The sequence below is a fragment of the Janthinobacterium foliorum genome, from assembly GCF_978021625.1.
On sequence record NZ_CDXDQE010000001.1, the window covers coordinates 40,657 to 62,091 of the forward strand.

Annotated in this window: 22 protein-coding genes; 13 read left to right on the top strand and 9 right to left on the bottom strand. The window is 65.9% G+C overall.

Annotation, left to right across the window (positions count from 1 at the left end):
* Positions 1–43: 43 nt before the first annotated feature.
* From ACZ92H_RS00140 to ACZ92H_RS00160, 5 genes are all read left to right on the top strand, one after another.
* Positions 44–745 (top strand): pirin family protein, encoded by a 702-nt coding sequence (locus ACZ92H_RS00140; protein ID WP_131372783.1) that lies wholly within the window; start codon positions 44–46, stop codon positions 743–745.
* Between the two features lie 175 nt (positions 746–920).
* Entirely contained in the window at positions 921–1,322 is a 402-nt protein-coding gene (locus tag ACZ92H_RS00145; RefSeq protein ID WP_131372781.1) for a DoxX family protein, read from the top strand.
* A 161-nt stretch (positions 1,323–1,483) separates the two neighbouring features.
* A complete protein-coding gene (gene ribA, locus ACZ92H_RS00150; protein WP_092794997.1) occupies positions 1,484–2,137 on the top strand; it encodes a GTP cyclohydrolase II in 654 nt (217 codons plus the stop codon).
* 63 nt (positions 2,138–2,200) lie between these two features.
* Positions 2,201–3,586 (top strand): S1 family peptidase, encoded by a 1,386-nt coding sequence (locus ACZ92H_RS00155; RefSeq protein ID WP_465048410.1) that lies wholly within the window; start codon positions 2,201–2,203, stop codon positions 3,584–3,586.
* On the top strand, positions 3,583–4,566 hold the full coding sequence (locus tag ACZ92H_RS00160; protein ID WP_465048409.1) for an FHA domain-containing protein: 984 nt from the start codon (positions 3,583–3,585) through the stop codon (positions 4,564–4,566). The genes ACZ92H_RS00155 and ACZ92H_RS00160 overlap by 4 nt, the downstream gene beginning before the upstream one ends.
* Positions 4,567–4,659: 93 nt before the next feature.
* On the opposite strand, the gene ACZ92H_RS00165 is transcribed toward ACZ92H_RS00160, so the two are convergent.
* A complete protein-coding gene (locus ACZ92H_RS00165; RefSeq protein ID WP_131372771.1) occupies positions 4,660–5,316 on the bottom strand; it encodes a CCXG family PEP-CTERM protein in 657 nt (218 codons plus the stop codon).
* A gap of 526 nt (positions 5,317–5,842) precedes the next feature.
* Between ACZ92H_RS00165 and ACZ92H_RS00170 the strand changes: the two genes are divergently transcribed.
* On the top strand, positions 5,843–6,181 hold the full coding sequence (locus ACZ92H_RS00170; RefSeq protein ID WP_131372769.1) for an MmcQ/YjbR family DNA-binding protein: 339 nt from the start codon (positions 5,843–5,845) through the stop codon (positions 6,179–6,181).
* An 8-nt stretch (positions 6,182–6,189) separates the two neighbouring features.
* Here the strand turns inward: ACZ92H_RS00170 and ACZ92H_RS00175 are convergent, their stop codons facing one another.
* On the bottom strand, positions 6,190–6,810 hold the full coding sequence (locus tag ACZ92H_RS00175; protein WP_131372767.1) for a TetR/AcrR family transcriptional regulator: 621 nt from the start codon (positions 6,808–6,810) through the stop codon (positions 6,190–6,192).
* 96 nt (positions 6,811–6,906) lie between these two features.
* Between ACZ92H_RS00175 and ACZ92H_RS00180 the strand changes: the two genes are divergently transcribed.
* Positions 6,907–8,151 carry an MFS transporter gene (locus ACZ92H_RS00180; RefSeq protein ID WP_465048408.1) on the top strand — a complete coding sequence of 415 codons (1,245 nt, stop codon included), beginning with the start codon at positions 6,907–6,909 and terminating at the stop codon, positions 8,149–8,151.
* 7 nt (positions 8,152–8,158) lie between these two features.
* Here ACZ92H_RS00180 and ACZ92H_RS00185 read toward each other — a convergent pair whose 3' ends face one another.
* Entirely contained in the window at positions 8,159–8,461 is a 303-nt protein-coding gene (locus tag ACZ92H_RS00185) for a hypothetical protein (RefSeq protein ID WP_131372763.1), read from the bottom strand.
* A gap of 124 nt (positions 8,462–8,585) precedes the next feature.
* On the opposite strand from ACZ92H_RS00185, the gene ACZ92H_RS00190 reads away from it, so the two are divergent.
* Positions 8,586–9,110, top strand: coding sequence for a PaaI family thioesterase (locus ACZ92H_RS00190; RefSeq protein ID WP_465048407.1), 525 nt, complete (start codon positions 8,586–8,588; stop codon positions 9,108–9,110).
* A gap of 74 nt (positions 9,111–9,184) precedes the next feature.
* On the opposite strand, the gene ACZ92H_RS00195 is transcribed toward ACZ92H_RS00190, so the two are convergent.
* Positions 9,185–10,360 carry a PQQ-dependent sugar dehydrogenase gene (locus ACZ92H_RS00195; protein ID WP_131372759.1) on the bottom strand — a complete coding sequence of 392 codons (1,176 nt, stop codon included), beginning with the start codon at positions 10,358–10,360 and terminating at the stop codon, positions 9,185–9,187.
* 225 nt (positions 10,361–10,585) lie between these two features.
* Between ACZ92H_RS00195 and ACZ92H_RS00200 the strand changes: the two genes are divergently transcribed.
* From ACZ92H_RS00200 to ACZ92H_RS00220, 5 genes are read left to right on the top strand one after another with little or no spacing between them, the layout of a single operon-like run.
* The gene (locus tag ACZ92H_RS00200) at positions 10,586–11,752 is read left to right on the top strand and encodes an efflux RND transporter periplasmic adaptor subunit (RefSeq protein ID WP_131372757.1); all 1,167 of its coding nucleotides are present in this window, start codon (positions 10,586–10,588) and stop codon (positions 11,750–11,752) included.
* A gap of 10 nt (positions 11,753–11,762) precedes the next feature.
* The gene (locus tag ACZ92H_RS00205) at positions 11,763–14,897 is read left to right on the top strand and encodes an efflux RND transporter permease subunit (protein WP_465048405.1); all 3,135 of its coding nucleotides are present in this window, start codon (positions 11,763–11,765) and stop codon (positions 14,895–14,897) included.
* A complete protein-coding gene (locus tag ACZ92H_RS00210) occupies positions 14,897–16,324 on the top strand; it encodes an efflux transporter outer membrane subunit (protein WP_465048404.1) in 1,428 nt (475 codons plus the stop codon). The genes ACZ92H_RS00205 and ACZ92H_RS00210 overlap by 1 nt, the downstream gene beginning before the upstream one ends.
* Positions 16,325–16,341: 17 nt before the next feature.
* Entirely contained in the window at positions 16,342–17,022 is a 681-nt protein-coding gene (locus ACZ92H_RS00215) for a winged helix-turn-helix domain-containing protein (protein WP_131372751.1), read from the top strand.
* Positions 17,015–18,403 (top strand): sensor histidine kinase, encoded by a 1,389-nt coding sequence (locus ACZ92H_RS00220; RefSeq protein ID WP_131372749.1) that lies wholly within the window; start codon positions 17,015–17,017, stop codon positions 18,401–18,403. The genes ACZ92H_RS00215 and ACZ92H_RS00220 overlap by 8 nt, the downstream gene beginning before the upstream one ends.
* A gap of 4 nt (positions 18,404–18,407) precedes the next feature.
* Here ACZ92H_RS00220 and ispF read toward each other — a convergent pair whose 3' ends face one another.
* The 5 genes from ispF to ACZ92H_RS00245 all read right to left on the bottom strand — a co-directional run bounded on the left by ispF (position 18,408) and on the right by ACZ92H_RS00245 (position 21,433).
* The gene (ispF, locus tag ACZ92H_RS00225) at positions 18,408–18,911 is read right to left on the bottom strand and encodes a 2-C-methyl-D-erythritol 2,4-cyclodiphosphate synthase (RefSeq protein WP_131372747.1); all 504 of its coding nucleotides are present in this window, start codon (positions 18,909–18,911) and stop codon (positions 18,408–18,410) included.
* Positions 18,912–18,931: 20 nt separating this feature from the next.
* Positions 18,932–19,642 (bottom strand): 2-C-methyl-D-erythritol 4-phosphate cytidylyltransferase, encoded by a 711-nt coding sequence (ispD, locus tag ACZ92H_RS00230; protein ID WP_465048403.1) that lies wholly within the window; start codon positions 19,640–19,642, stop codon positions 18,932–18,934.
* Between the two features lie 16 nt (positions 19,643–19,658).
* Complete coding sequence (locus ACZ92H_RS00235; protein WP_465048402.1) at positions 19,659–20,357, bottom strand: hypothetical protein; 699 nt, start codon at positions 20,355–20,357, stop codon at positions 19,659–19,661.
* Between the two features lie 8 nt (positions 20,358–20,365).
* Positions 20,366–20,923 carry an NUDIX domain-containing protein gene (locus ACZ92H_RS00240; protein ID WP_131372743.1) on the bottom strand — a complete coding sequence of 186 codons (558 nt, stop codon included), beginning with the start codon at positions 20,921–20,923 and terminating at the stop codon, positions 20,366–20,368.
* 186 nt (positions 20,924–21,109) lie between these two features.
* Positions 21,110–21,433, bottom strand: a complete 324-nt coding sequence (locus tag ACZ92H_RS00245; RefSeq protein ID WP_465048401.1) for a DUF2818 family protein — start codon at positions 21,431–21,433, stop codon at positions 21,110–21,112.
* Between the last annotated feature and the right edge of the window lie 2 nt (positions 21,434–21,435).

The window sequence follows — 21,435 nt, forward strand, 5'->3', positions numbered from 1 at the left end:
CTTCGAAATTATCGCACATTCACTTATAGAAACGGAGTCCACCATGTTACAGATTCGTCATAGCGAAGAACGCGGCGCCGCCAACCACGGCTGGCTCAATTCCCACCACAGCTTTTCCTTCGGCAGCTACCACGATGCCAATCACATGGGTTTTGGCCCGCTGCTGGTGATCAATGAAGACAGGGTCACGCCAGGCCAGGGATTCGGCACGCACGGCCACCGCGACATGGAAATCATTTCGTATGTGCTCGACGGCGCGCTGGAACACAAGGACAGCATGGGCACCGGTTCCGTCTTGCACTATGGCGACGTGCAGCGCATGAGCGCCGGCAGCGGCGTGCGCCACAGCGAGTTCAACCATTCAAACACGGACGGCTTGCATTTCCTGCAGATCTGGATCCAGCCGAACGTGACGGGCATCCCGCCCAGCTATGAAGAGAAGCATTTCACGCCGGAAAGCAAACGGGGCAAGCTGCGCCTGATCGCTTCGTCCGACGGGCGCCAGGGTTCCGTGCTGATCCACCAGGATGCGGCCATCTACGCCAGCATCCTGCAGGAAGGCGAACAGGCCGAACATGCGCTCGACGAAGGCCGCATCGCCTATGTGCACCTGATCCGCGGCAGCCTGGTGGTCAACGGCACGCCCTTGAAAGCGGGCGATGCGCTGAAGCTGACGCAGGAAGCGGCCGTAACCTTGACGCAGCCGGAAGACGCGGAAGTGCTGGTCTTCGATCTGCCTCAATGAGGCTAGCTGGCCAAACCTACCGCGCGTCGCCCTTTGCGGCCTGCGATGCTCACCGGCCCGGCGCCCCCGTACAAGGTACGGTTGCGCTTCTTGGCCACACGTCACTGCCGCTCGCTACGGTTTTGCCAGGCACCGCAAGTCAACCTTAAATCTTGATAAAAACAATGGAATGAACATGAAAAATAATACTGATCTGCTGCTCCCCCTGGGCCGTGCCGCCCTTGGCGTGCTGTTCTTTGTGTCGGGCTTGCTGAAAATCGGCGGCTTTGCGGGCGTGGCCGGCTACATGGCCAGCCAGGGCTTGCCGATGGCGAATATCTTGCTGGTCGGCGTGATCGCCCTGGAAGTGGGCGGCGGCTTGCTGCTGATCACGGGCTGGCAGGCGCGCTGGGCAGCCCTGGCGCTGGCCCTGTTCCTGATCCCGACGACGGTGATTTTCCACGCCTTCTGGAGCGCGGACGCGGCCCACTTCCAGGACCAGCTGACCAACTTCCTGAAGAACCTGTCCATCTTCGGCGGCATGCTGTTGCTGGTGGAGCGCGGCTTCGGCAAGGCCAGCCGTCTTGCAAAAGCCTGATCCGGCCGCAATTAGAGTGATAGCACCAGGCATTCCAGCCTGCCAATATCAGCCAGGGGAAATCGCTTCCCCTGCTTTTTGGTATGATGACAGGGCGCGCCGGCACCGGAGTGGTCAGGCGCGCCTTTTATTTTTTGACAATTACCTATATGAGCACACACATGCAAAGCGGCGCAGACCTCCTGGCGACAGGCGAATTGGATTACACGACTTCCTGCGCCCTGCCGACGCCGTGGGCCCAGTTCACCCTGCACGCCTTTGTCGAACACGCCACGGGCAAGGAACACCTGGCCATGGTGCTGGGCGATATCGGCGACGGCGAACCGGTGCTGGCGCGCGTGCATTCCGAGTGCCTGACGGGTGACGTGCTGTTCTCGCAGCGCTGCGATTGCGGCGCCCAGCTCGAAGGCGCCCTGAAACGCATCGCCGAGGAAGGCCGCGGCATCCTGCTGTACCTGCGCCAGGAAGGGCGCGGCATTGGCCTGATCAACAAGATCCGCGCCTACCGCCTGCAGGAAGCGGGCGCCGACACGGTGCAAGCCAACGAGCAGCTGGGCTTCAAGGCCGATGCGCGCAACTACACCCTGTGCAAGCCCATGTTCGCGCAATTTGGCGTGCACAGCCTGCGCCTGATGACCAACAATCCGCGCAAGATCGCCGCCATGGAAGCGCTGGGCATCGCCGTGGCCGAACGCGTGCCGCTGCTGGTCAACCGCAATGCCTTCAACCAGCACTACCTGAATACCAAGCAAAGCAAGCTGGGCCATATGATGACGCCCGTGACGGCGCCGGCGCTGGAAGACGGCGCCCTGTAAACATGCCGGGCTGGCGCGCAGTCGCGCGTCCCCGCTGCGCTCCTGCTCACGCACAAAGGATGCATGAAATTCTCTAACTTTGCCTTCCTGCTGGCCGGCCTGTGCGCCACAGCAGGCGCACAGGCGGCTCCGGCGCCTGCCGCGGCCGCGGCCGCCACGACTCCCCCCGCCAAGCCACCGCCAGCCACCGCCGCGCCCGCCGCCACCGAACATGCCGCCCTGCCACCGCCGTCGTCGGCCGCGCAAAAGCTGTATACGGCGGCGCGCGCCGACATCCTGCAAGTGCGCGTGCTGCTGAAGAATGGCCGCACGCAGTCGTCGGTCGGCTCGGGCTTTTTGATCGGCACGGGCGACCTGGTGGTCAGCAACTACCACGTGGTGTCGCAATTCGCGCTCGACCCGGATACCTATGTGGGCGAATGGGTCGATACCAGCGGCCAGCGCGGCAATGTGGAATTGCTGGCCGTCGACGTGCTGCACGACCTGGCCGTCTTGCGCGTGAACCGCCACGGCACGGGCTTTTTCAAGATGCCGGAACAGCTGGCGCCGCTGACCCAGGGCCAATACCTGTATTCGATGGGCAATCCGCTGGACCTGGGCTTCGCCATTTCGGAAGGCGCATACAACGGCATCGTCACGCGCAGCTTTTACGACCAGCTGATGTTTACGGGGCCGATCAATTCCGGCATGAGCGGCGGCCCCAGCGTGACGGCGGCCGGCGACGTGGCCGGCGTGAATGTGTCGAAACGCCTCGATGGCGAACTGGTCAGCTTCCTCGTGCCGGCCCGCTACGCGCAGCAACTGCTCGCCAAGGTGGCCAGCCAGGGCAAGCCGCCGAAGGATTTCAAGCCACTGGTGACGGCGCAGCTGCTGGCGCACCAGGAAGTGATGGTGGCGCGCCTGCTCGACACGCCCTTGAACCTGAAAGCCATGGGCCCGTACCGCGTGCCCGTGCGCGAATCGGACCAGATGCGCTGCTGGGGCCGCTCCAACGTGAAATCCGACAAGCCCTACACGATCGACAACACCAGCTGCGCCATGGAATCGGCCATCTTCATTTCCGGCGCCCTGCAGACGGGGCAAGTGTCGATGCGCCATGAATTCCTGCGCAGCAGCGAACTGGGCGCCCTGCGCTTTTCCGAACTGGCCAGCGCTTCGTTCAAGAATGAAAACTTCGGCAGCTATAAAAGCGCGAACCTGACGGGTCCCCATTGCATCGAACAGTTCGTCAAGAACAAGACCCTGCCCTTGCGCGCCGTCATGTGCGTGCGCGCCTACCGCAAGTTTACCGGCCTGTACGATTTTGCCCTGCTGGCCGCCAGCACCGATGAGCCATTGATGAACCTGCAAAGCCGCATCGACGCGCGCGGCGTGTCCTACGCCAACGGCATGCGCGTCACGCGCACCTTCCTCGAAGCGCTGTCGCGGGAAAGCGGCAAAACACCATGAACGGGCCCTACTACCTCGAAATCCTGGCCGAGAATGGCGACGTGCAGCAGCGCCAGCGCATGGCGTCCCTGCCGATCCGCATCGGCCGCGGCTACGACAATGACTTCATCCTCGACGACGCGCACACGGCCGCCGCGCACGCCATCATCGAGGACGACGGCGCCGGCGGCCTGCTGCTGCGCGACCTGGGCAGCCACAACGGCGTGATCCACCGTGGCAAGCGGCAACTGCAGGTGGCATTGAGCGGCGACAGCGTCGTGCGCCTGGGCCACACGCGCCTGCGCGTGCGCACCAGCAACCATCCGGTGGCGCCCGAGCTGAGCGACACCACCATGCACGACTGGGAAGGCTTGCGCCCCGCCGTGGCGGGCCTGGCCATGATCGGCGCCTCGGCCGCCTTCAGCAACTGGCTGGGCGACGCGGAAGCGTTCGATCCGATTTCCTACCTGATGATCATCGCGTATGCGCTGGGCGGCGGCCTCATATGGGCGTCGATCTGGGCCGTGGCAAACCGCCTGTTCGGCCAGACGGCGCGTTTCGGCCGCCACCTGTTCATCATCGGCTGCGGCTTGCTGGCCATGGAAGCGTGGGAACTGGGCAGCAGCGTGCTGGCCTACGCGCTGTCGCTGGAAGGACTGACGCGCTATGGACGGCATATGTTCATCGTCATCGTGTGCGCCATGATCTACTACCATCTGTGCACGATCAAGCCGCAGCATCCGCGCCGCTTCGCCCTCGTTGCCGTGGTGCTGGCCATCATCGGCTCGACCCTGATCTTGCTGAGCAACCTGCAGATCAGCGGCCGCCTGGCCGACGAACCCTACATGTCCGTGATCTACCCGCCCGCGCTGCGCCTGAGCCCGAACCATGCGGCGGATGCCTTCTTCCGCGATGCGGCCGGCCTGCAGCAAGGCGTCGATGCCGAACGGGGCAAGGCGGCCAAGGGCGACGCGGACGACGACAGCGACGCAGACGAATAAGCGCGACGCCGCCCATGCAACAAGCCCGCCGTATCCTTGCAGACACGGCGGGCTTTTTCATGCGCCATCCGGCGCGCGGCGATTGCTGAAAACTTAGAACTTGGCTTCCTGCTTGCGGCGGGCCGTGAAGCCCAGCAAGCCCAGGCCGATCAGCAGCATGGCGTAGGTGGTGGGTTCCGGCACGGCCGAGATCAAGCCGTCCTGCGCGCCAAAGCTGAGGAAGTTGTTATTGCCCGCCTTGAACTGCGCCTGCTGGCCGCCATCGCAGCAGCCTTCCAGGCCGTAGATGCTCAGGGTATGGTTGCCGGCCGACAGGGTGCTGGAACCGCTGAGGAACTGGCTGGCATTGTTGTAGTTGCCTGCCCACCACATGTCGTTGCTCTTGAAGTCCAGCGCCACGCCGTCGAGGAACAGGGCACCGCCCTTGCCGAAATCGACGCCGCTGCGGAAGCTCCAGGCGCCCGCATCGGCGGCGCTGACGCCAAAGTTGATGACGGATTTGAAGGCGATGTTCGAGCCGCTGCCGAACAGGCTGCTGTTGTTGACGTTGTCGTAGCTGGCGATGCTGGTCGAGCCGTAGCCGGCGCCTGGCGTGGCCACGGCGGCATTCACCACGGACTGGTAGGCGGCAGCCGACGCTTGTGCGCTGGCACCCGAGTAGCCCGTGGACAGGGTGATGGTGCTGGCGTTCGCGTGGGCAAACACACCGACGGCGATCAGGGACAGGGCAATTTTAGGCAAGTTTTTCATGATGGTATCCAATAAGTAAGTATTCAGTGGGCGCGGCAGGCGGGCGCTTGAGCTGAATACACGCTGCATTGAGGCGTGTCGGCGTAGCGCGCTAAAGATTGCAAAGATGAGCGGTCGGTGGCGTGAGCTTCCGCGAAACAACACGGACTTGGGTGCCATGGCGGCATCGCAAGCGTCCTGGAAAGGGTTCGGGTTCCCGGGACAAAGCCAGACAGTTGACGGGTCAGGTAAGACGATGAATGTATTCTATCTTAATTTCCCCATAAGAAAAGTATTTTTCTTTTTACCATGAAAGATATTTTTCTAGCAATCATATGCGGATGTGCCGGAATCCGCCCGTGCGCCCCTGGCAAACGACGTGCGCAGCCTGGGATACCTGCGCTTGCGTGTCGCGCCAGCACCACAAACGGCGACCCGACTGTCGCATCTGGCGCATTTCTTTTCGCACGCCGCTGCACCACGCGGCGAAACAGCATGGCAAAATGCAGTCACACTGCTTATTCGTCCGATGAAGGGGAAAGAGGAAATGGTCGACCTGGAAGAACTGCGCTATCTGGCACTGTCGTTTCCCGACACCACCGAGGAAGAACACCACGACCGTCCGGCCTTCCGCGTGGCTGGGAAGATCTTTGCCACCCTGCCCGACGACGAGCACATCAACGTGCTGCTCGACGCGGAAGCGGCGCATATCGCCACCGTCATCACGCCGTCAGGCTGCGAAAAACTCTGGTGGGGCGAACGCCTGGCGGGCATCACCGTGCGCCTGGCCGATGCCGAACTGGACATGCTGGCCGCGGCCCTGACGGCCGCGTGGCGGCGCAAGGCGCCCAGCGACCTGGCCAAGAGCATCGACCAGGCGGGATAACACGGCCGCTAGAGCGGCCAGTTGCGCAGCATCAGCGCCACCATCTGGTGCAACTGCTCGCGCGCGACGCCTGCGGCTGCCTGGATGGCCATGCCCTGCGACAGGGTCACGACAAAGCGCGCCTGCTGCTCCGGGCAGGAATCGGGCGGCAAATCCCCCTCTTCCTTGGCGCGCCGCAAGCGGTCGCGCAGCTTGATTTCACCGCGCAAACGGCGCGCAAACAATTCATCGCGGATCGGCAAGGCGTCGTCGCTGCACGCCAGCGCCGCGTTCACGCCCATGCAGCCGTGCGGACCGTCGGGCATGGTTTGCGCATCGACATATTGCGTCAGCAACGCTTCCACCACCTGGCGCGCCGTCGGCTGTTCCAGCGCCGCATCGAAGAACTGCATGCGCGTGTCGCTGTAGCGCTCCAGCGCCTTGTGGAACAACTGTTCCTTGTTGCCGAAGACGGCATACAGGCTGGGCCGGTTCATGCCCATGGCCTTCGTCAATTCCGGCAGCGAGCTGCCTTCGTAGCCCTTTTCCCAGAACACTTTCATGGCGCAATCGAGCGCCTCGTCCGCGTCGAACGTGCGTGGCCGCCCCGTTTTCGCCTTGACCGCTTCCTCTTTTTTATCTTGTTTCATACCGTTCGGTAAAAAATTATTGACAACACTGTCTGCCTGCCCTGATTATATACCGACCGGTTAAAAACACTAGCCCCGTCTTTCAGGATTTCTACCATGCAAACACCACCTGCTTCCACCCCCGCCTCCGCGGCCGCCAGCGACGCTACCACCGTGGCGCCCTGGCTGGCCGTCCTCTCCGTCGGCATTGGCGCCTTCGCCCTCGTCACCTCTGAATTCCTGCCCGTCGGCCTGCTGCCGGCCATGGCCGCCGAGCTGGCCATCAGCAAAGGCCAGGCGGGCCTGATGATCACCACGCCCGGCATCGTCGCCGCGTTTGCCGCCATTTTCGTCACCGTCGGCTCGGGCCGGCTGGACCGCCGCATCGTGCTGCTGGCGCTCACGGCGCTGCTGGTTGCCTCGAACCTGCTGGTGGCGCTGGCGCCATCGTTTGGGGCGATCCTGCTGGGCCGCGCCATGCTGGGCATCGGCGTGGGCGGCTTCTGGGCCATCGGCAGCGCCATCGGCCCGCGCCTCGTGTCGCCGCAGCACGCCTCGCGCGCCATGTCCATCATCTTTGCCGGCGTCTCGCTGGGCACGGTGGCAGGCGTGCCGGCCGGCGCCCTGGTGGGCGAACTGGTGGGCTGGCGCGTCGCCTTCGGCGCAGCCAGCGCCATTGCCGTGCTGGTCTTCATCGGCCAGTTGTTCCTGCTGCCCAAGCTGCCGCCCACGCAAGCCATCCGCCTGCGCCAGTTGCCGATGATCTTTGGCATCCGCAAGGCGCGCCTGGGCCTGATCGCCACGGCCATGCTTTTCACGGGCCAGTTCGCCGCCTACACGTATATCGCCCCCTTCCTCACGCAGGTGTCGCACCTGGCCGCCGGTACCGTCAGCGCCATGCTGCTGGTGTACGGCGCGGCGGGCTTCATCGGCAATATCGCGGGCGGCTGGGCGGCCGGGCGCCACGAGCGTCCGGCGCTGATGGTGACGGGCGCCATCCTTGGCGGCGCGACCCTGGCGCTGGCCGCGCTGGGCAGGCATGCGCCCACGGCCATGCTACTGGTGGCGATCTGGGGCTTTGGCTTTGGGGCCATGCCGATCGCCGTGCAGACGTGGATGTTCAAGGCGGCGCCGCACCTGATGGAAGGCAGCAGCGCGCTGTTCGTTGCCATCGTGCAGGTGTCGCTCGCCTCGGGCGCCTTGCTGGGCGGCCTGGCCGTCGATCATCTGGGCGTGTCCAGCGCGATGGTGGTGGGCGGCCTGTTCGCCCTCGGCTGCGCCTTGACCATTGGCATCTTCGGCAAGCCACGAGCCGCCGCAGCGGCGGACGCCGGCGCCACGGCCTGCAAGGCTGGCGCGTAAAGCCCGATCAGATGCGGCCGCGGCGGAATTCGCCGAGGAATTTGCTGACTTCGGCCGGCGTCATCAGGACGTCCGCATCGCCGTGATACGCGTACAGGAAAGGCGTGCCGCCCAGGCGGTCCGTCAGCTTGGCGAACAGCAGGAAACGGCTGCCCAGCCGATAGCGCTGCACGTCGCTCAGGCGGCGCGAGCACTGCACGGCCAGTTCCGGCGAAAAGGCCTGGCCCGGCACGGGACGGATTTCCACGTGGCCATTGACGTCGCGCGATTCGACGGCAACATGCCGGTATGCATAGGTATCTCTGGCCATCGATTCTCTCTCATTCTCACGCTGTGGGGCTGGGACGCCATCTTAATCGCAGGCGCAGCAAACTGGCGCCTGTTTTTTCAGCAAATGCTTATATTCAAGCTTCCTCAACCCACGAAAGGCGATCATGGAAGCGAATAATACTTTGCAGATGTGGCTGGACGAGAAGGAGGCGATCAGCATACGCCTGGCCCCCACCGGCGTGGCCAGCCACGAGACGATACGCGGCACGACGGGACTGGCATTCATCCACGGCATCGGCACGGGCGGCATGCCGCCCCCGCCGATCGCGGAGCTGATGGGTTTTACGCCCATCAGCGGCGCCCCGGGCCACGCCGTCTTCCAGGGCTTGCCAGGGGCCATGCATTACAACCCGGGCGGCGCCGTGCATGGCGGCTACGCGGCCACCCTGCTGGGCCTGGCCGTGGGCGGCGCCATCCATACGATGCTGCCGGCAGGGAAAATCTACACGACCCTGGAATTGAAAGTCAACTATGTGCGGGCCATGACGGACAGGACGGGCCCCGTGCGCGCCGAAGGCAAGGTCATCAGCTGCGGCGGCCAGATCGGCGTCGCCGAAGGCCGCATCACCGACGCCAGCGGCAAGCTGTATGCGTATGCCACCACCACGTGCCTGATCTACAACCTGTAACGCACTAAAAACAGGATAGCGGAGACGGCGCGCCTGCGGGACGCGCCTTTTTTTCGCCCCCTCCTGCCGCAGCGTTACTGCGCCACGATGCGCAGCAAGCGCCCATTGTCTTCATCCGTCAGCGCATACAGATAGCCATCCGGCCCCTGCCGCACGTCGCGCACGCGCGCGCCGATGGCCAGGCGGTCCTGGCCCGTCACCTTGCCTTGCGCATCGACGGCCACGCGGCGGATATCCTTCGCCGCCAGGCCGCCGCTGAACACGCTGCCGCGCCAGGCGGGGATCTTGTCGCCCGTGTAGACGGCCAGGCCCGACGGCGCCGGTGACGGCACCCAGGCCACGCTCGGGTTGATCATGCCCGCCACTTCGTGCTTGCCGACGGGCTCGTGCGTCTTGTAGTCGGCGCCATAGCTTTGCAGCGGCCAGCCGTAATTGCCGCCCGCCACCACCAGGTTCAGCTCATCGCCGCCATACGGACCGTGTTCCGTGGCCCACACGCGCCCCGAGACGGGGTCGAGCGCCAGGCCCTGCACGTTGCGGTGGCCATACGACCAGATTTCCGGCAAGGCGCCCTTGGCCGCCAGCGGGTTGCCGGGCGCCGGCTTGCCGTCTTCCGTCAGGCGCAGGATGGACCCGAGATGCGTGGCCAGGTTTTGCGCCTGCTCGCGCGCCAGGCGGTCTTTGACGCGCAGCGGCGGGTTGCCGCCATCGGCCACGCTCATCAGCAAAGTGCCGTCCGGCAGCCACAGCAGGCGCGAACCGAAATGCTGGCCGCCGCTCTTGTCCGTGGCGACCTTGAACAGGGTCTGGATGCCCGTCACCTTCTTGCCGTCGAACACGCCGCGCACCAGGGTCGTGCGGTTGGCGTCGTTGTCGCCGGTCGATACCGTCATGTACACGCGGGGGTTCGGCTTGGCCGCATCCTGCGGGTGAATGACGATATCGAGCAGGCCGCCCTGCCCGCCCGTGAAGACGGCCGGCATGCCTTCCAGCGCCACGTCGCTAAAGGTCTTGCCATTGAGCAGATGCAAGGTGCCCTGCTTGCTGGTGACCAGCGCGCGCCCCTCGCCCAGCCAGGCGATGCCCCACGGCTGGCGCACGCCCTGCGCGACGGTCTCGGCCTTCCATGCCTGCTGCGCGGCGGGCGGTTCGCCCGTGGCGGCCAGTTCGGCGCGGGCGGCGGACAGGCCGAGGAACAACAAGGTGGCCGCCATGGCGGTGGAGCGCAGGGGACTGCGGAGATGGGACATGGTGTTCTCCTGTAATGAGATGGCAAACGAAGTGATGTGTCCAGGCACATCATTGGCATATGAGCACATTTGCTGCGAAAACAAGTATTACATGGGCGACGGCCCGCACATTAAAAAACTTTAATGATATGCAAAGGCTGACGTAAGCGCCGGGCTGGCATAGTGCATCGCAACAATTTCCCGTCCCCTGTTCCACTGTCCGACTCTCGCCTTCTGGAATCGCCCATGCCCGCCTTGCATCTGCCCTTGCCCCGCCCCTATCGCCTGCTGCTGCCCTGCCTTACGGCCATCACTGCCCTGGCCGCCTGCAGTCCCGCCCCCAAGTCCGCCGCCAGCGCCACGCCGCAAGTGTCCGTGCTGACGGTGCGCCACGGCGCCGTTCCCCTCAGCGTCGAGCTGCCGGGCCGCACGGCGCCGTTCCTGATGGCCGAAGTGCGGGCCAGGGTCGATGGCGTGGTCTTGCAGCGCAGCTTCAAGGAAGGCGCCGACGTGCGCGCCGGGCAGGCGCTGTACCAGATCGATCCGGCGCCGTACCGCGCCGCGCTGGCCAGCGCCGCAGCCGTGCTGCAGCGCGCCGAGGCTAACCTGGCCAGCAATAACGCGCAGCTGGCGCGCTACAAGATCCTCATCCAGGGCAATGCCGTCAGCCAGCAGGCGTATGACAATGCACTGGCGGCGCAGCTGCAATCGGCGGCCGACGTGGCAGCCGGCAAGGCGGCCGTCAGCAGCGCCCGCATCAACCTGGGCTACACCAGCGTGGCCTCGCCCATCGCCGGACGCAGCAGCGTGTCGCAGGTGACGCAGGGCGCCTACGTGCAGGGCGGCTCGGCCACCCTGCTGACGACGGTGCAGCAGATCGATCCCATGTACGTGGACTTGCAGCAATCGTCGGCCGAAGGCCTGGCCCTGCGCCAGGCGCTGGCCTCGGGCAAGCTGAAAACGGCGGGCGAGGCCGCCACCGCCGTGCGCCTGACCCTGGAAAACGGCAGCACCTACGCGCATGCGGGCAGCCTGGAATTTTCCGGCGTGACGGTCAATCCGGCCACCGGCTCCGTCACCCTGCGCGCCCGCTTCCCGAACCCCGAGCACCTGCTGTTGCCCGGCATGTTCGTGCGCGCCGAAGTGGGCCAGGGCTTGCAGCAGGACACCATGCTGGTGCCCGCCACCGCCGTCACGCGCGATCCGCAGGGACAGGCCAGCGTCATGCTGGCCACGGCCGACGGCAGGACGGAACAGCGCAACATCACCGCCACCACCCTGCAGCGCGGCGCCTGGCTGGTGCAGGGCGGCTTGAAGGATGGCGACAGGGTGATCGTCAGCGGCACGCAAAAGCTCAAGCCCGGCATCGCCGTCACCGTGCTGCCGGCGAGCGCCGCGCTGGCGCAGAACTGAGGCCGGCCGCATGTCGCACTTTTTCATCCGCCGCCCCATTTTCGCCATCGTCCTGTCCCTGATCATCATGCTGGCCGGCGGCATCGCCGTCTTCAAGCTGCCCGTGGAACAGTTCCCCCCCGTCTCGCCGCCCGTGGTGCAGATCGCCGCCACCTTCCCCGGCGCCTCGGCCGAAACCCTGCAAAACACGGTGATCCAGGTCATCGAACAGCAGATGAGCGCCATCGACAACCTGCTGTACATGTCCTCGATCAGCGATGACACGGGCCAGTCCACCACGACACTGACCTTCGCGCCCGGCACCGATCCCGACATCGCCCAGGTGCAGGTGCAGAACAAGCTGCAGTCGGCCACCTCGCGCCTGCCGGCCGAAGTGCAGCAGTCGGGCCTGCGCGTGACGAAATCGACCAGCGACTTTTTGATGGTGGCCGGCTTCGTCTCGGACGACAACAGCATGAGCAAGTTCGATATCTCGAACTATGTCGCCTCGAACATCCAGGACCCCTTGAGCCGCATTCCCGGCGTGGGCAGCATGAACCTGTTCGGCACGCAGTACGCCATGCGCATCTGGCTCGACCCCGTCAAGCTGACCAGCTATGCCCTCACGCCGCTGGACGTGAACCAGGCGATCCAGACGCAGAACGTGCAGATTTCCGGCGGCCAGCTGGGCGGCTCGCCCTCCGTGCAGGGCCAGACCCTGAGCGCCACCATCAGCGAGGCGACCCTGCTGCGCACCCCCGAGCAGTTTTCCCGCATCCTGCTCAAGGTGCAGCCGGACGGCGCCCGCGTGCGCCTGGGCGACGTGGCGCGCATCGCGCTGGGCCCCGAAAACTACAACGTCGACGTGCGCTACAACGGCAAGAGCGCCTCGGGCCTGGGCATCCAGCTGGCGCCGGGCGCCAACGCGCTGGCGACGGCCGCCGCCGTGCGCGCGCGCCTGGTCGAACTGGCGCCCTACTTCCCGCACGGCTTGCGCGTGGTGTACCCGAACGACGTCACGCCCTTCATCGAAGTATCGATCCACGAAGTGGTGAAAACCCTCATCGAGGGCATCCTCCTGGTCTTCCTCGTGATGTATCTGTTCCTGCAGAACGTGCGCGCCACGCTGATCCCGTCCATCACCGTGCCGGTGGTCCTGCTGGGCACTTTCGGCGTGATGTCGGCCATGGGCTTTACCATCAATACCCTGTCGATGTTCGGCCTGGTGCTGGCCATCGGCCTGCTCGTCGATGACGCCATCGTGGTGGTGGAGAACGTCGAGCGCGTGATGCATGAAGACGGCCTGGCGCCGTTCGAGGCCACGCAGAAAGCCATGGGCCAGATCAGCAGCGCCTTGATCGGCGTGGCGCTGGTGCTGTGCGCCGTGTTCGTGCCGGTGGCGTTTTCCAGCGGCACGGTGGGCGCCATCTACCGCGAATTCTCGCTCACCATCGTCGCCTCGATGCTGCTGTCCGTCTTCGTCGCGCTGACCCTCACGCCGGCCCTGTGCGCGATGATCCTGAAGCGCCCCGATCCCGGCCACGCGGAGAAAAAAGGCTTCTTCGGCTGGTTCAACCGCATGTTCGACGCGCGCCGCGACGGCTACCTGGGCGGCGTGGCGGGCATCGTGCGCAGCCGTGGCCGCTGGCTGCTGCTGTATGCGGGCCTGATCGGCGTGGTGCTGTGGCTGTTCATGCGCCTGCCGGGCGGCTTCCTGCCGAACGAGGACCAGGGCTATATGTTCGTGCAGGTGCAGACGCCCGCCGGCAGCACCCTGGAACGCACGGGCGCCGTGCTCGACGAAATCAGCACGTATCTGCTGAAGGACGAGGCGGACATGGTCGACGCCACCATGATGATCAACGGCGCCAACTCGAACGGCCGCGGACAGAACCTGGGGCGTTTGTTCGTGCGTCTGAAACCGTGGGAAGAGCGCAAGGATGCCAGGCTGTCCGTCTCGGCGCTGGGCGCGCGCGTGGCGGCCCGCTATGCCGCCTTCCAGGGCGCGCTGGTCACGCCGATCGAACCGCCGCCCATCCGCGGCCTCGGTTCGGCCGCCGGCTTCTCGTTCCAGCTGCAGGACCGGGGCAACCTGGGCCACGCGGCCCTGGCCAAGGCGCGCGACCAGCTACTGGAACTGGCGCGCCAGGATCCGGACCTGATGCAGGTGCGCTTCACGGGCCAGGCCGACAACCCCACCTATAAAATCAATATCGACCATGAAAAGGCGGCCGCGCTGGGCGTCTCGCTGAGCGACGTCGACCAGACCTTCTCGACGGCCTGGGGCTCGAAATACATCAACAACTTCTTCGACATGGACAACCGCATCAAGCGCGTCTACGTGCAGGCCGACGCGCCCTTCCGCATGAACCCGGACGACATCAAGCTGCTGCATGTGCGCAACAAGCAGGGCGACATGGTGCCGTTCTCCGCCTTCGCCTCGGCAGACTGGTCCTGGGGTTCGCCCGCCATGCAGCGCTACAACGGCGTGGAGGCGGCGGAAATCCTCGGCAAGCCCGCCCCCGGCAAGAGCACGGGCCAGGCCATGGCCGCCATGGAGCGCCTGGCGCAGCAGCTGCCGCAAGGCATCGGCTACGAATGGAGCGGCATCTCGCTGCAGGAATCGCAGGCGGGGGCGCAGGCGCCGCTGCTGTACGCGTTGTCCATCCTGGTGGTGTTCTTGAGCCTGGCCGCGCTGTATGAAAGCTGGTCGGTGCCCGTCTCCGTGATCCTGGTGGTGCCGATCGGCATCCTCGGCGCGCTGGGCGCGGCCAGCCTGTTCGGCATGTCGAACGACGTGTACTTCCAGGTGGGCCTGCTCACCACCATCGGCCTGTCGGCGAAGAACGCGATTCTGATCGTGGAATTTGCGCGCGAATTGCAGCAGCATGGCGCCACGCCCCTGGCGGCCGCCATGGAAGCGGCCAAGCTGCGCCTGCGCCCCATCATCATGACCTCGATGGCCTTCGTGCTGGGCGTGCTGCCGCTGGCCCTGGCCAGCGGGGCGGGCGCGGCCAGCCAGAAGGCGCTGGGCATCGGCGTCATCGGCGGCATGCTCAGCGCCACCTTCCTGGCCACCTACATGATTCCCCTGTTTTACGTGCTGGTGGCGGGCAAGGCGAAACAGCCTGCCGCCGCGCCGGCCGCCGCCGAAGGAGCGCACTGATGACATATCTGAAAACCGTGCTGGCTGCGGCCAGCGCCCTGGCCATGGCGGGCTGCGCGCTGCAGGAACCCTACCAGCGCCCGGACGCGGCGCCAGCCGCCTACCCTGCCGGCCCGGCCTATGCGGCGGACAAGCCCGGTGGCGCGCCCTCGGCGTTTGACACGGGCTGGTCCGAATTCCTCGGCGACCCGGCCCTGCGGCGCCTGGTGCGCATCGCTCTCGACAACAACCGCGACCTGCGCGTGGCCATGCTGCGCGTGGAACAGGCGCGCGCCCAGCTGCAACTGCAGCGCGCCGCCAGCCTGCCGCAGGCAAGCCTGGCGGCATCCGGCAGCAACAGCAAGAACAATGCGGCCAGCGGCAGCGATGCCAGCCGCAACCACGGCGTCGTGCATAACCAGAACGCTGGCCTGTCGACGTCGTGGGAACTGGACTTCTTCGGCCGCTTGCGCGCGCTCGACGACGTGGCGCGCGAACAATACCTGGCGACCGATTCCGCGCGCCAGGCGGCGCAGCTCGCCCTGGTGGCGCAAGTCAGCGAACAATACCTGGCCCTGCTGGCCGCCGGCGAACAGCTGGCCGTCAGCGACAGCACCCTGAACGCCGCGCATGAATCGCACCGCATCGTCCAGCTGCGCTACGCCACGGGCAGCGGTTCGGAGCTCGATGCCACCCTGGCGCAAGGCACGGTGCAGCAGGCGCAGGCCAACCGCACGGCGCTGCTGCGCCAGCAGGCGCAGGCGCAGAACGCGCTGGTGCTCTTGCTGGGTCAAGCCTTGCCGGCCGACCTGCCGCCCGCCGTGCCGCTGCGCCAGCTGGCCCTGATGGCGGACCTGCCCGCCGGCTTGCCGTCGGACCTGCTGCTGCGCCGCCCCGACGTGCAGCAGGCCGAGGCCCTGCTGCGCGGGGAAAACGCCCGCGTCAACGCCGCGCGGGCCGCCTTCTTCCCCCGCATCGCCTTGACGGCCACGGCCGGCACGGCCAGCTCGTCGCTGGGCAATCTGTTCAGCGCCGGCTCCGGCGCCTGGTCCTTCGCGCCGCAACTGCTGCTGCCCCTGTTCGACGGCGGCGCCAACCAGGCCAACCTGGACGCGGCGCGCATCGGCAAGGACATCGGCGTGGCGCAATACCAGAAAAGCGTGCAAACGGCTTTCCGCGAAGTGGCGGACGGCCTGGCCGCGCGCGGCACCTGGGAAACGGAACTGGCGGCGCGGCAAGCCTACAGCGAGACGCAGCAGCGCCGCCTGGCCCTGGCCGAGCTGCGCTATGACAATGGCGTGGACGATTACTTGAGCGTGCTCAACGCCAAGACCGACCTGTACAATGCGCAGATCGCCCTCGTCACGGCGCGCCTGAACCGCTGGAACAGCATGCTGGAACTGTACCGCGCCCTGGGCGGCGGCTGGCGCGAACATGGCGCGACCTGAACCGAGACGAGGCAGCAGTGAAATTACTATTAGTGGAAGACAATGAGCGCGTGGCCCGTTTCGTCAGCAAGGGATTGGGCGAAGCGGGCCATACCGTCGACCATGCGGACAATGGCCGCGACGGCCTGTACCACGCCGTCAGCGCCGCCTACGACGCCATCATCATGGACCGCATGCTGCCGGGCGGCATCGATGGCCTGGCCATCGTGGAAACCCTGCGCAAGAGCGGCAACCGCGTGCCGATCCTGATCCTCAGCGCGCTTGACGGCGTCGACGAACGCATCCGCGGCTTGAAGAGCGGCGGCGACGATTACCTGATCAAGCCGTTTGCCTTTGGCGAACTGCTGGCGCGCCTCGACGCCCTGCTGCGCCGTTCGCAGGAAAAGAGCGTGGAAACGAGCTTGTCGCTGGGCGGCCTGTCCATCGACTTGCTGACGCACAAGGTGGTGCGCGACGGCCGCCAGCTGGCCTTGCAGCCGCGCGAATTCAAGCTGCTGGAATACCTGCTGCGCCACGCCAACCAGGTGGTGACGCGCACCATGCTGCTGGAAAACGTCTGGGACTACCATTTCGACCCGCAAACGAACGTCATTGACGTGCACATCAGCAAGCTGCGGCAAAAGATCGACGCGGGCTTTCCCACCCAGCTGCTGCGCACCGTGCGCAGCGCCGGCTACATGCTGAGCGACCATGCCTAGCTGGCTGCGCCTGCCCGGCGTGCGCCTGCCCGGCTTTTCCGCCCGCACCATCGCCATCGGCTATGTCGCCGTCAGCCTGCTGGTGCTGGCCATGTTCGCCGGACCACTGTGGTTCAGCTGGTCCACCAACGTGGAACAAGTGCGCACGGAACTGCTGCAGGCCGACACGGAACGCTTGAGCAAGCTCTTCGAACGCAACGGCCCCGGCGCGCTGTCCGCCGCCATCGACGCGCAGACGGGCGCCGTCTACCAGGGCGTGGGCAAGCTGATGCTGTTTGTCGCGCCCAACGGCGTCAAGCTGGCCGGCAACCTCGATGCCTGGCCGGAAGGCGTGCCCGGGCACGACCGGCCGTGCGCCGCGCGCATCCTCGTCAACGGCCAGGAACGCCGCGTGGAACTCACGCACACGACCTTGCCGGGCGGCTACCGCCTGCTGATCGCCAGCAACCTGAAACGCTTTGAAAAGCTGGAAACCCTGTTCATCTACGGCTTGCTGGGCTGCGCCGCCACGGTGCTGCTGGTGGCCGTGCTGGGCGCGCTGCTGATCCGCCGCGTACTGCTGAGCAAGGTCGACAGCATCAGCCAGACGACGGCCGCCATCATCGCCGGCAAGCTGTCGCAGCGCCTGCCCGCGCCGCACCGCGGCGATGAGCTGGAAATGCTCACGCACACGGTCAACGGCATGCTGGACCAGATCGAACACCTGGTGCACAGCGTGCAGGACGTGTCGAACGCCATCGCCCACGACTTGCGCACGCCGCTGTCGGAACTGCGCGCGCGGCTGGAGGAATTGTCCGTCACGCGCCCGCCCGCGGCCGAGACCCATGCGGAAATCGACGCGGCCATCAACGATGTCGACCGCGTGATGGCCATCTTCAACGCCCTGCTGCGCCTGGCCGAAATCGACAGCGGCACGCGCCGTGGCGGCTTCGTGCCCGTCGACCTGGCAAAGCTGGCGGCGGAAGTGACGGAGTTTTATTTGCCCGTGGCGGAATTGAACGAAATCGATCTCACCTTCGTCCCGCAAGGCATGCTGCAACTGGTGGGCGACCCGCTGCTGCTGGCGCAAGCCCTGGGCAACCTGGTGGAAAATGCCTTGAAATATGCGCCGGCGCATGGCCGCATCGCCATCGGCCTGCGCCGTACCAGCGAGCAGGCCATCGAACTGACGGTGGCCGACAATGGCCCCGGCGTGCCGCTGGCGGAACGCAGCAAGGTGGTGGAGCGCTTCTACCGCAGCGATACCAGCCGCGGCACGCCCGGCGTGGGCCTGGGCCTGGCGCTGGTGTCGGCCGTGGCGCAGCTGCACGGCGGCGTGCTGCGCCTGGAAGACAATGGCCCCGGACTGCGGGCCGTGCTGTGCCTGGGCGTGATGCGCTAAAAGGTCAGGCGCGCAGCAGCAAGGCCACGGCCTCCGCCGCGATGCCCTCTTCCCGTCCCAGGTAGCCCAACTTTTCATTCGTCTTCGCCTTGATGTTGACCTGGCTCAAGGCAACGCCCAGGTCTGCGGCCACGTTGGCGCACATGGCGGCGATGTGCGGCGCCATCTTCGGGCGCTGGGCGATGATGGTGGCATCGATGTTGCCGATCACATAGCCCGTCGCCTGCACGCGGCGCGCAGCTTCGCGCAGCAGGGTGCGCGAGTCGGCCCCCTTGAATTGCGCGTCCGTGTCGGGGAAATGGCGGCCGATGTCGCCCAGCGCGGCCGCGCCGAAGATGGCATCCGTGATCGCGTGCAGCAGCACGTCGGCGTCGGAATGGCCCAGCAAGCCCAGGTGGTGGGGAATCTTCACGCCGCCGATGATCAGGTCGCGGTGCTCCACCAGGGCGTGGCAGTCATAGCCCTGGCCGATGCGGAAAGGGAGTGCGGGAGGGGTGGTCGTCGTCATGCGGTCTTTCTGTTCAGGATTCAAGGGTGGGACAAATACAGCTCGGCCGTCTGGATGTCGCGCGGCAGGGTCACTTTCAGGTTGCGCGGATGGCCCTCAACGAGCCTGGGCGCCAGGCCCAGCGCTTCGACGGCGCTGGCGTCGTCCGTGATGGCGTGCGGGTCGGGCGCTTCGGACAGGGCCTTGTGCAGCAGGGCATAGCTGAACATCTGCGGCGTCTGCGCCAGCCACAGGCCGTCGCGCGGCACCGTCTGCGCCGACACGCTGCCGGCACCAGCGCCCGCCCGCTTGACGGTGTCGACCACGGGCAAGGCCAGCAAGCCGCCGGCCGGATGGTCGCCCACCTCGTTGATGAGTTTTTCGATCAGCGCCGGCGTCAGGCCGGGACGCGCCGCGTCGTGCACCAGCACCTGGTCGTGCGCGTCGATGCTGCCGTGCAGGGCTTGCAGGGCATTCAATATCGTATCCATGCGCGTGGCGCCGCCGCAGCGCAGCACGGTAACGCCGCGCGCGGGCACAAGGCCATCGATCTGGCCATCCCCGGCGCTGACGACGACATAGGTATGCGCGATCAGGGGGCTGGCGATGAAGGCATCGAGCGCGTGGCGCAGCATGGGCTTGCCGGCGATGGGCAGATACTGCTTGGGACTGCCCGCCTCCATGCGCGCGCCCACGCCGGCGGCGGGGATCAGCGCAAAGTAACGGGGGGGATGCGGTGCTGCTACTGTCATGCGTTTCCTTGTCGTGTCACTGCTGGGCGGGCCTTGCCTTGCCCGCCAATATATTCTGGATGTCGCCATTGCACGCCTTGCCCAGGCGCGCATATTCTTGCGGAGAATCGATCGCCGCCTGCAAGACTTCTACCTTGCGCATTTCCGCCTTGATATACGGCAGCCAGCCCGTATCGATCTCGCGCGCCAGCGCCGCCTTGGCCGTGCCGCGCGGCGCATACAGGGGGCGCGCCTCGAAGCGTTTGGCCAGCGCGGCGCGCACGGTCTTTTCCACCTTGGGGAGATGCTCCATATACGTCTGCATGTGACGCAGCTCATGCTTGAGTATCTCATCATACGCGCAGCTGCCGGGGGCGAACTCGCGCCCGATATAGATCACCACGGGCGCATAGGTAATCTTCACGCTGATCTGTGGCGCCACGCATTCGTAGCCGCTGGCGGCGTCCTGCAGCATGGGGCCTGCCAGGCCGATCTGCACCTGCGAATCCGTCTTCGTCAAGCCCAGCACCCATGTATTCGCGCGCGCCATTCCCTTCATCACCGTCAGCGCCTTGTAGGGCAGGTGCGTGTCGATGCTGTAGCCATGCTGCTGCGCCGTCAGCACGGACACCGTCTTGCTGATGGTGTCTTCGCAGCGCACCTGGAACGGCGTGCGCGTCTGTGCCTGGGCGCCGAAAGCGGCACCCATGAGCAGCAGCGAGATGGCCGCGCGCATGCGTCGGATCAGGCCGGCTGCCAGGCGCCGCTGGTGATCTTGTCGAGCCAGAAGATGCCGATCACGGTCTTCACGTCCGTGATGGTGCCATCCTTGACCCACTCCAGCAGCTGCGGCACGGTGGCCGTGAACGTGTCGAGGAACTCGCCGTCATCCAGCTGGCGCTCGCCGGCCACGAGTCCGCGCGCCAGGAACAGCTCCAGGTGCTCGTCCGAATAGGCGATGGCGTTGTGGATGGTGGAGACGAATTGCCAGTCGGTCGCCGTGTAGCCCGTCTCTTCCAGCAGTTCGCGCCGGGCGCAGGCCAGGTGCGACTCGCCCGCGTCGATCTTACCGGCTGGAAATTCAATGAAGACCCGCTCCAGCGGATAGCGGTACTGGCGCTCCATCAGCACGGTGCCGTCGTCGAGCAGCGGCAGGATGACGACGGCGCCCGGATGCAAGATGAATTCGCGCGCCGTGATCTTGCCGTCAGGCAGCGTCACCCGGTCGCGCTGCACGCGCAGGAAGCCGCCCTCGTAGACGACCTCGCCGTCCACCTTGGTTTCAATCAGGTTCGTATCCATGCAATTCCTTAGCTCATGTGCTGACAAATAAAAAACGGCGCCAGAGGCGCCGCTTTCGGAGGGGGAGAACACTGACAGCAGCGTCGCGCGCGGCAGTGATTTGTGGCCGGGAAGCGCAACCGTGCCGTAGCACGGTGAGCATCGCAGGCCGCAAAGCGCGCCGCGCAGCAGCTTGGGTCAGGCGTTCTAGCGGCGTTTGCGCAGGTAGCGTGTGACAAATCCCGGGAAGGCCAGCACCAGGAACAGGCACCCGGTGATGGCGTAGAACTCCCACGTCTGCGGGAAAGCGTTGCCGATGCGCGCTTCCAGCGCGAACGCCACGGCGCCGACGATGAAGTACAGCACCACCATCTCCAGCAGGCGCAGTGCCAGCGGCTTGCGCCAGCCCTGCCCCGCTGGCGCGGCTTTTTTCAAAGGCACGGCGGCAAACAGTTTCTCGTTCAAGAATGGCAGGTTGGCGCCCAAGATGCCCAGGGCGATCACCAGCCAGCTGGAGACGGTGACATCCATCG

Bases quoted from the DNA above. Each gene is read 5' to 3' on its own strand.
- ACZ92H_RS00160 (WP_465048409.1), top strand. From the start codon at position 3,583: ATGAACGGGCCCTACTACCTCGAAATCCTGGCCGAGAATGGCGACGTG.
- ACZ92H_RS00200 (WP_131372757.1), top strand. From the start codon at position 10,586: ATGCCCGCCTTGCATCTGCCCTTGCCCCGCCCCTATCGCCTGCTGCTG.
- ACZ92H_RS00220 (WP_131372749.1), top strand. From the start codon at position 17,015: ATGCCTAGCTGGCTGCGCCTGCCCGGCGTGCGCCTGCCCGGCTTTTCC.
- ACZ92H_RS00170 (WP_131372769.1), top strand. From the start codon at position 5,843: ATGGTCGACCTGGAAGAACTGCGCTATCTGGCACTGTCGTTTCCCGAC.
- ACZ92H_RS00195 (WP_131372759.1), bottom strand. From the start codon at position 10,360: ATGTCCCATCTCCGCAGTCCCCTGCGCTCCACCGCCATGGCGGCCACC.
- ACZ92H_RS00145 (WP_131372781.1), top strand. From the start codon at position 921: ATGAAAAATAATACTGATCTGCTGCTCCCCCTGGGCCGTGCCGCCCTT.
- ACZ92H_RS00245 (WP_465048401.1), bottom strand. From the start codon at position 21,433: ATGGATGTCACCGTCTCCAGCTGGCTGGTGATCGCCCTGGGCATCTTG.
- ACZ92H_RS00190 (WP_465048407.1), top strand. From the start codon at position 8,586: ATGGAAGCGAATAATACTTTGCAGATGTGGCTGGACGAGAAGGAGGCG.
- ACZ92H_RS00235 (WP_465048402.1), bottom strand. From the start codon at position 20,357: ATGCGCGCGGCCATCTCGCTGCTGCTCATGGGTGCCGCTTTCGGCGCC.
- ispF (WP_131372747.1), bottom strand. From the start codon at position 18,911: ATGACGACGACCACCCCTCCCGCACTCCCTTTCCGCATCGGCCAGGGC.
- ribA (WP_092794997.1), top strand. From the start codon at position 1,484: ATGCAAAGCGGCGCAGACCTCCTGGCGACAGGCGAATTGGATTACACG.
- ACZ92H_RS00240 (WP_131372743.1), bottom strand. From the start codon at position 20,923: ATGGATACGAACCTGATTGAAACCAAGGTGGACGGCGAGGTCGTCTAC.
- ACZ92H_RS00140 (WP_131372783.1), top strand. From the start codon at position 44: ATGTTACAGATTCGTCATAGCGAAGAACGCGGCGCCGCCAACCACGGC.
- ispD (WP_465048403.1), bottom strand. From the start codon at position 19,642: ATGACAGTAGCAGCACCGCATCCCCCCCGTTACTTTGCGCTGATCCCC.
- ACZ92H_RS00185 (WP_131372763.1), bottom strand. From the start codon at position 8,461: ATGGCCAGAGATACCTATGCATACCGGCATGTTGCCGTCGAATCGCGC.
- ACZ92H_RS00180 (WP_465048408.1), top strand. From the start codon at position 6,907: ATGCAAACACCACCTGCTTCCACCCCCGCCTCCGCGGCCGCCAGCGAC.
- ACZ92H_RS00210 (WP_465048404.1), top strand. From the start codon at position 14,897: ATGACATATCTGAAAACCGTGCTGGCTGCGGCCAGCGCCCTGGCCATG.
- ACZ92H_RS00175 (WP_131372767.1), bottom strand. From the start codon at position 6,810: ATGAAACAAGATAAAAAAGAGGAAGCGGTCAAGGCGAAAACGGGGCGG.
- ACZ92H_RS00155 (WP_465048410.1), top strand. From the start codon at position 2,201: ATGAAATTCTCTAACTTTGCCTTCCTGCTGGCCGGCCTGTGCGCCACA.
- ACZ92H_RS00165 (WP_131372771.1), bottom strand. From the start codon at position 5,316: ATGAAAAACTTGCCTAAAATTGCCCTGTCCCTGATCGCCGTCGGTGTG.
- ACZ92H_RS00205 (WP_465048405.1), top strand. From the start codon at position 11,763: ATGTCGCACTTTTTCATCCGCCGCCCCATTTTCGCCATCGTCCTGTCC.